Below are 8,077 nucleotides of genomic sequence, written 5' to 3' on the forward strand. Positions count from 1 at the left end.
AAAAGTGTTACCTGTGTTCCCGGTCTGATCTGTCACCTATGTATCCGGTCATACACTGCGTTTGCCCGGCCTACGGCGGGAGTGATGCGGTTTGTAGGCCCGGTAAGCGAAGCGCCACCGGGCAATACGTCCAGGTGATTACAGAATTCCCTTCTGTTTAAATGTCATGCGGGTAGCTTCGTTTAGATCGAGCTGCCCTATGTCGTTGGGACTCACCCATTTAATCTCCTGAAACTCGTCGTTAAACGTGACCTGGCGATTGGCGCTAATACAGTCAAAGATGAGATAGAGCATATAGATCTCCTCTTTACGCCCATCAGGATACGTTTTCACACGAATGTCGTCTCTGAACGTCCAGGGGGCGATCTCTGTTATCCGAAGTTTCTCACCAAGCTCTTCGCGGATTTCGCGGCGGAGAGCCTCTTCGATCGTCTCTCCAGGCTCCATTCCTCCACCAGATAGTGCCCATTGGCCGGGAAACACACCGCGGTCATCGGCCATTTTACATAGTAGATAGTCGCCATTATTTTTAATGATTGGACAGACTATGATCCTTTGGCGCATGTACCCTCCTGATATCATGGATTTTTTAAGTAATTCAAAAAGCGCAGCTGTGAGCAGATTAAACGCTTACTCTTTTCATGGGAATAGAGGTGGGCAAAAAAATGGCGCTCCGAAGAGCGCCAATAACAGTCACGAGTCAAAGTACAAACGGATAGATCAAGATTGAGGATAACAGTGGCATTACATGATGAAACTTAGCCTTTCACCCCGCCTGCCGTCAGGCCGTTAACCAGCCAGCGCTGGGCCAGCAGGAAGACAAGGGTAATCGGAATAGCAGAGAGCACCGCCGCCGCGGCAAAATCGCCCCACAGGTAGTTTTGCGGGTTGAGATACTGCTGCATGCCCACCGCCAGGGTGTAGCTGTTGACATCGCGCAGCAGCAACGAGGCCACCGGCACTTCGGTAATGGCGGCGATAAACGACAGAATAAACACCACCGCCAGAATCGGCACCGAGAGCGGCAGCAGCACCAGACGGAACGCCTGCCACGGCGTTGCCCCATCCAGCGATGCCGCTTCTTCCAGCGAATTGTCGATGGTTTCAAAGTAGCCCTTGATGGTCCAGACATGCAGAGCGATGCCGCCCAGATAGGCGAAGATCACCCCACCGTGCGTATTCAGGCCGATAAAGGGTACGTACTGACCGAGGCGGTCGAACAGGGCATAGAGCGCCACCAGAGAGAGCACCGCCGGGAACATCTGGAAAATCAGCATCCCTTTCAGCAGCGCCGACTTACCGGTAAAGCGCATGCGGGCAAAGGCGTAGGCGCAGGTGGTGGAGAGCACCACGATACCCACCGCCGTAATGCCAGCGATTTTTACCGAGTTCCATAGCCACAGCAGCACCGGGAACGGCGGCGGAGTAACGCGCCCATCTGCATGTTCAACGCTGAAGCCCAGCGCCAGACGCCAGTGCTCCCACGAGATCTGGTCCGGGATCAGGCTACCGGTCGCGAAGTTACCGGGGCGTAGCGAGATGGCGATGACCATCAGCAGCGGGAACATGATCGCCGCGATAAAGATCAGCAGGCCGGCGTGAGTCGCAAATAGACGTAGCTTTTGAGATTTGGGTTGTACCATAGCCATCATCTCTCTCCCTTAATCAAATTTCATGCGCGTGGCTTTCAGGTTCACAATCGCCAGCACGCCCACCAGCAGGAAGATCAGCGTGGCAATCGCCGCTGCGAGGCCGAAATCCTGGCCGCCGCCGCCTTCAAAGGCGATGCGGTAGGTATAGCTCACCAGCAGATCGGTATAGCCTGCGGGGGTGGTTGTCCCCAGGCGATCCGGGCCGCCGTTGGTGAGGAGCTGGATCAGCACGAAGTTATTAAAGTTAAACGCAAAGCTGGCGATCATCAGCGGCGTTAACGGCACGACCAGCAGCGGCAGGGTGATGCGGAAGAAGTTCTGCATCGGTCCCGCTCCGTCCATTGCCGAGGCTTCATAGAGATCGTCAGGGATTGCTTTCAACAGGCCCATGCAGAGGATCATCATGTAGGGATAGCCGAGCCAGGTATTAACGATCACCACCATCGCGCGGGCTGTCGTCGGGTCGCTAAACCAGGCGGGCTTGGTGCCGAACAGCGCCCCCAACATCATGTTGATCTCGCCGAAGCTCTGGTTAAACAGCCCCTTGAAGATCAGAATCGAGATAAAGGACGGTACGGCATAGGGTAGGATCAGCAGCACCCGGTAGATAGCTTTGCCGCGCAGGGCTTCCCACTGCACGAGGCACGCCAGCACCATGCCAACCGCCACGGTCAGCACCACCGTCAGCAGCGAAAAGACGACGGTCCAGACGAAGATCGCCAGGAACGGCTTCTGAATGCCTTCGTCGGTGAAGACGCGCATAAAGTTATCCCAGCCGATGGTCACGGTATAGCCTGGGCTGAGGCGCTCGCTTTCCCAGCCGCCGTCGGCGTTAACGGCCTGATAGAAACCGACATCGTTATTGGGACGGTATTTAACGCCGCTCTGGTTGTTGGTGAGCGTGCCGTCGTCGGCGAGGGTATAGAGCGGGCGTGTGCCGGAGAACTGGCGCAGAGAACTCATCACCACGTGGCTCTCATCCGGCAGCACGGCGGTAAGCTGCGTCAGCGCCTGGCGCTGCTGGGTAATGACGCGCAGGTTAGCGCGTTCGCCTGCAGGCAGGGCCGCCGCCTCTTTCAGGGGCAGCGTCTGCTCGCCGCCAGGCGTAAAAGGTTCCGAAACGTAGTGCTTGTCGCTCTCACCGTCGGTCAGCACCAGCTGCCATTTATTCTCTGCCGGGTAGAGGCCAAAGTTAAAAGTCTTACCCGCCTGATAAACGCGGTCCATCAGCACGTCGCGAACGCGCTCCTGCGCCAGCTGGTTGGTGCTGCTGTAGTTAGTGAAGGCGATAGCGATGGTGCAGATCAGCGGAAAAAGAACAAACAGGCCCATCCCGGCGAGGCCAGGGTAGACATAGCGCCAGGCGTAGGCTTTACGATTGGCGAAAATATAGAGGCCAACCGAGCTTAAGATCAGCGTCGTGATGGCAAACAGGTACTCTCCCTGGGCGTACATCAAAACCACAAGATAGCCCACCAGCAGCCCAAGCAGGGCGATCGCCGACCACTTCAGCGCGTTGCTTTGCCACCAGGCACTCTTTTTAACGACATCCATGAGACACTTCCTCAACAACCGTGGAAAACATTGTCAGTTGTAGGGCGGGTGGCAAAGCGCCACCCGCCATTTTTGTTACTTGGTAATACGTCCCTGCGCATCTTTCAGGGCGGCATCCACGGTCTGACGCCCGCTGGCGGCGTTGATCACCGCTGTACGCACCGCGTACCAGAAGGCTGCCATCTGCGGAACGTTCGGCATGATTTCGCCCTTCTCGGCGTTGCTCATGGTGGCGGCAATGCGTGGATCCTTCGCTAAGGTCTCCTGGAAGGATTTCAGCGCCACGGCACCCAGCGGCTTATCTTTATTGACCGCGTCCAGACCCTGGTCGGTCAGCAGGTAGTTTTCAATAAACTCCTTCGCCAGCTCCTTGTTCGGGCTGGCGGCGTTGATACCCGCGCTCAGCACGCCAACGAAGGGTTTAGACGGCTTGCCCTTGAAGGTCGGCAGCAGCGTCACGCCGTAGTTCACCTTGCTCTTGTCGATGTTTGACCACGCCCACGGACCGTTGATGGTCATCGCGGTTTCGCCTTTATTAAAGGCCGCTTCGGCGATGGAGTAGTCGGTGTCCGCGTTCATCTGTTTGTTTTTGATCAGATCAACCAGGAAGCCCAGACCCGCTTTGGCGCCAGCGTTATCCACGCCCACGTCCTTCACGTCATACTTGCCGTCGGCAAGCTTAAAGGCGTAACCACCGTCAGCGGCGATCAGCGGCCAGGTGAAGTACGGCTCCTGCAGGTTGAACATCAGCGCGCTCTTGCCTTTCGCCTTCAGCTCTTTATCCAGGGCCGGGATCTCTTCCCAGGTTTTTGGCGGATTCGGCACCAGGTCTTTGTTATAGATCAGCGACAGGGCTTCAACGGAGATCGGATAGGCGATCAGCTTGCCGTTGTAGCGTACCGCGTCCCAGGTGAACGGGAAGAGCTTGTCCTGGAAGGCTTTGTCCGGAGAAATTTCGGCCAGCAGGCCTGACTGGGCATAGCCACCGAAGCGGTCATGCGCCCAAAGGATAATGTCCGGGCCGTCACCGGTCGCCGCCACCTGCGGGTATTTCTCTTCCAGCTTATCCGGATGCTCAACGGTGACCTTAATCCCGGTATCTTTCTCGAATTTCTGACCGACTTCCGCAAGGCCGTTATAGCCTTTGTCGCCGTTGATCCAGATTACCAGCTTGCCTTCTTCAATTTTGGCGAGGGCCGAGGCGGAAAACATCATCGTCGTCAGCGCGGAGAGCGCAAGAATGCGAGCGCCAGTTTTCATGTTCATAAATCCCGTCCTTTAGGTAGCGATAAATTGACGCCTATCAGTCTCCTGGTTTGACAAGCGCTTCTCATCCTCCCCCGGCCTACGCCCTGCCACCGCGATGTGTGATCTTTGTTACATAAAACAGAGTTATGCGTACCGGCGCACACAAAAGCACCGCAATTTTTGCAGGCGGCATCACGAAATTTGCCCGCAGCCCGCGGCCCCGGTGGCAGAGCGGGGCCGCTCATCCTCCCGTCTCCTCCCCCATAAAAAACCGGGGGGCGGAGGATTCGCCTGACTTATTCATAACGCATAGTCACTGCAACTGAATGTTTCAGGGTTGTAACGAAGGAAGGGAGAAGGGCATGGCGAGCGTGCAGCTGCGGAATGTGACGAAGGCCTGGGGCGACGTGGTGGTGTCAAAAGACATCAACCTCGACATCGAGGAGGGGGAGTTCGTGGTCTTTGTTGGACCGTCAGGCTGCGGAAAATCGACCCTGCTGCGCATGATCGCCGGGCTGGAGACCATCACCAGCGGTGACTTAATGATTGGCGACACGCGAATGAACGAGATCCCGCCAGCGGATCGCGGCGTCGGCATGGTGTTCCAGTCCTATGCGCTCTATCCCCATCTCTCGGTGGCAGAGAATATGTCGTTCGGCCTCAAGCTGGCTGGCGCAAAGAAAGAGGTGATTAACCAGCGCGTGACCCAGGTCGCCGAGGTGTTACAGCTGGGCCACCTGCTGGATCGTAAGCCGAAAGCGCTCTCCGGTGGCCAACGTCAGCGCGTGGCTATTGGCCGTACGCTGGTGGCGGAGCCGCGCGTTTTCCTGCTCGATGAGCCGCTCTCGAACCTTGATGCGGCGCTGCGCGTGCAGATGCGGATTGAGATCTCCCGCCTGCACAAGCGTCTCGGGCGCACGATGATCTACGTTACCCACGATCAGGTGGAGGCGATGACCCTGGCGGACAAGATTGTGGTGCTGGATGCCGGACGTGTGGCACAGATTGGCAAGCCGTTGGCGCTTTATCACTACCCGGCAGACCGTTTCGTGGCGGGCTTTATCGGCTCGCCGAAGATGAATTTCCTGCCGGTAAAGGTGACTGCTACCGCCATTGAACAGGTACAGGTAGAGCTGCCGAACCGCCAGCAGGTGTGGCTACCGGTGGACAGCGCTAACGTCCAGGTAGGCGCCAATATGTCACTTGGGATCCGTCCCGAGCATCTGCTGCCCAGCGACATCGCCGATGTCACGCTGGAGGGGCAGGTACAGGTTGTAGAGCAGTTGGGTCACGAAACACAAATTCATATCCAGATCCCCGCCATCCGTCAAAACCTGGTTTACCGCCAGGGAGACGTGGTGTTGGTAGAAGAGGGTGCCACATTCGCTATCGGCTTGCCGCCGGAGCGCTGCCATCTGTTCCGTGAGGACGGCAGCGCCTGTCGGAGATTGCATCAGGAGCCTGGCGTTTAAGCATTCCCATTACAAAGAAAAGCAAGCAAAGCTTCAGGAGATAGAATGATGATTACTCTGCGCAAACTCCCTCTGGCAGTGGCCATAGCAGCTGGCGTGATGGCTGCCCAGGCGGGTGCTGTTGATTTCAAAGGCTACGCACGTTCCGGCATCGGCTGGACCGGCAGCGGCGGCCCGCAAGAGTGTTTCCAGGCAACCGGGGCCCAAAGTAAATACCGTCTTGGTAACGAATGTGAAACCTATGCTGAGTTAAAACTGGGCCAGGAAGTGTGGAAAGAGGGCGATAAGAGCTTCTATTTCGACACTAACGTTGCCTACTCCGTCTCCCAGCAGAATGACTGGGAAGCGACCAGCCCGGCCTTCCGTGAAGCCAACGTTCAGGGTAAAAACCTGATCGAAGCGCTGCCGGGCTCGACCATCTGGGCAGGTAAGCGCTTCTACCAGCGTCATGACGTCCACATGATCGACTTCTACTACTGGGATATCTCCGGCCCGGGTGCAGGTATCGAAAACATCGATCTCGGCTTCGGTAAGCTCTCTTTAGCGGGTACCCGCTCGTCTGAGTCCGGCGGCTCCTCAACCTTCGCCGATCGCGATCCGATTACTGGCGATCGTACCTATGACAATATCGTGCCGAACGACGTCTTTGACGTGCGTTTAGCCGGTCTGGAAGTTAACCCAGGCGGCACCCTGGAGTTTGGTGTTGACTACGGTCACACCAACCTGCCGGATGACTACTACCTGCAGCCAAACGCCAGTAAAGATGGCTGGCTGTTCACCGGTGAGCACGTGCAGACCATCGGCACTGGCTTCAACAAGTTCATCGTCCAGTACGCTACCGACTCGATGACCTCGAACGGTAAAGGCATTCCGCAGGGCGCTCAGCTTAACAACGACGGTCACCTGCTGCGCTTTATCGACCACGGCTCCATCTCTATGGGCGACCGCTGGGACATGATGTATGTCGGTATGTACCAGGATATCGATCTGGATAACGGCAACGGCACCCGCTGGTGGACCGTAGGCGTGCGTCCGATGTTCAAATGGACACCGATCATGAGCACCCTGCTGGAAGTTGGCTATGACAACGTGAAATCCCAGCGTACTGACTCCACCAACGACCAGGTCAAAGTGACCCTGGCCCAGCAGTGGCAGGCAGGCGACAGCATCTGGTCCCGTCCGGCGCTGCGCGTGTTCGCGACCTACGCCAAGTGGGATGAGTCCTTCGGCTTCGCTAACAATGGCACCGACAGAACGGCTGGCCTCACTCCGGGCTACGCTTACCAGGATACCTCCGCACGTACCTTCAGCCGCGGCGATGATGACGAGTGGACCTTCGGTGCCCAGATGGAAATCTGGTGGTAAGACAGAGTTGATGTAACGCAATACCAGAGAGGGGCTTCGGCCCCTCTTAACTCAGTAAAGATCCATCTCTGACGCGGCGCGCTATTGCCTGGCTACCGTCCCGTCATCTCTACAGAGGTCACCATAATGAAAATGAAAAAAACGCTTCTCGCGCTCTGCCTCGGTGCAGGGCTACTCGCCTGCGTGCCCGCAGTCAGCTTCGCTGACGTGAATCTGGTCCCGCAGGATACATCCGCCGCACCGGCCATCCCAACAGGGACGCTCCAGCAGCTCGCCTGGACGCCGGTCGCCAATTCACAAACCCAGACCACCAGCCTGGCAACGGCAGGTCAGACCCTGAACGTGCCCGGTATCACCGGTAAAGTGGCTGCCTACAGCGTGCCGGCCAACATCGGTGAATTAACCATTACCCTGACCAGCGTCGCGGATAAGCAAAAATCGATCTTTGCCCCCAACGTGCTGGTGCTGGATCAAAACCTGACCCCCGCCGCGTGGTTCCCGAGCAGCTACTTCACCTATCAGGAGCCGGGCGTGATGTCCGCCGACCGTCTTGAAGGGATCATCAAGCTGACGCCCGCGCTGGGCCAGCAAAAGATCTACCTGCTGGTCTTTACCACCCCGGAAGATCTGCAGCGCACCACCACCATGATCAACCCGGCGAAGGCCTACGCGAAAGGCGTGGGTAACGCGGTACCGGATATTCCGGATCCGCAGGCCCGCCATACGCCGGATGGCACGGTGAAACTCAAAGTTAGCACCAACTCCGCGTCGAGCATTCTGGTCGGG

At 57.3% G+C, this 8,077-nt stretch carries 7 protein-coding genes; 3 read left to right on the forward strand and 4 right to left on the reverse strand.

Features of this window, described 5'->3' with window-relative positions; genetic code table 11:
• Positions 1 to 138: 138 nt before the first annotated feature.
• From nudI to malE, 4 genes are all read right to left on the reverse strand, one after another.
• A complete protein-coding gene (gene nudI / locus RTP97_RS20685; RefSeq protein ID WP_312416950.1) occupies positions 139 to 564 on the reverse strand; it encodes a nucleoside triphosphatase NudI in 426 nt (141 codons plus the stop codon).
• 194 nt (positions 565 to 758) lie between these two features.
• A complete protein-coding gene (malG, locus tag RTP97_RS20690) occupies positions 759 to 1,649 on the reverse strand; it encodes a maltose ABC transporter permease MalG (RefSeq protein WP_312214175.1) in 891 nt (296 codons plus the stop codon).
• A gap of 12 nt (positions 1,650 to 1,661) precedes the next feature.
• Complete coding sequence (gene malF, locus RTP97_RS20695; RefSeq protein WP_312416952.1) at positions 1,662 to 3,206, reverse strand: maltose ABC transporter permease MalF; 1,545 nt, start codon at positions 3,204 to 3,206, stop codon at positions 1,662 to 1,664.
• 75 nt (positions 3,207 to 3,281) lie between these two features.
• Positions 3,282 to 4,472, reverse strand: a complete 1,191-nt coding sequence (gene malE / locus RTP97_RS20700) for a maltose/maltodextrin ABC transporter substrate-binding protein MalE (protein WP_312214171.1) — start codon at positions 4,470 to 4,472, stop codon at positions 3,282 to 3,284.
• A 344-nt stretch (positions 4,473 to 4,816) separates the two neighbouring features.
• Between malE and malK the strand changes: the two genes are divergently transcribed.
• The 3 genes from malK to malM all read left to right on the forward strand — a co-directional run.
• Complete coding sequence (gene malK / locus RTP97_RS20705; protein WP_312416955.1) at positions 4,817 to 5,926, forward strand: maltose/maltodextrin ABC transporter ATP-binding protein MalK; 1,110 nt, start codon at positions 4,817 to 4,819, stop codon at positions 5,924 to 5,926.
• 45 nt (positions 5,927 to 5,971) lie between these two features.
• Positions 5,972 to 7,291 (forward strand): maltoporin, encoded by a 1,320-nt coding sequence (locus RTP97_RS20710; protein WP_312416957.1) that lies wholly within the window; start codon positions 5,972 to 5,974, stop codon positions 7,289 to 7,291.
• Positions 7,292 to 7,417: 126 nt separating this feature from the next.
• Positions 7,418 to 8,077, forward strand: a 660-nt coding sequence (malM, locus tag RTP97_RS20715; protein WP_312416959.1) for a maltose operon protein MalM, incomplete at its 3' end; no start/stop codon positions are given.

This window comes from Pseudescherichia sp. (genome assembly GCF_031998825.1).
GTDB lineage: Bacteria > Pseudomonadota > Gammaproteobacteria > Enterobacterales > Enterobacteriaceae > Pseudescherichia.

Bases quoted from the DNA above. Each gene is read 5' to 3' on its own strand.
- nudI (WP_312416950.1), bottom strand. From the start codon at position 564: ATGCGCCAAAGGATCATAGTCTGTCCAATCATTAAAAATAATGGCGAC.
- malG (WP_312214175.1), bottom strand. From the start codon at position 1,649: ATGGCTATGGTACAACCCAAATCTCAAAAGCTACGTCTATTTGCGACT.
- malF (WP_312416952.1), bottom strand. From the start codon at position 3,206: ATGGATGTCGTTAAAAAGAGTGCCTGGTGGCAAAGCAACGCGCTGAAG.
- malE (WP_312214171.1), bottom strand. From the start codon at position 4,472: ATGAACATGAAAACTGGCGCTCGCATTCTTGCGCTCTCCGCGCTGACG.
- malK (WP_312416955.1), top strand. From the start codon at position 4,817: ATGGCGAGCGTGCAGCTGCGGAATGTGACGAAGGCCTGGGGCGACGTG.
- RTP97_RS20710 (WP_312416957.1), top strand. From the start codon at position 5,972: ATGATGATTACTCTGCGCAAACTCCCTCTGGCAGTGGCCATAGCAGCT.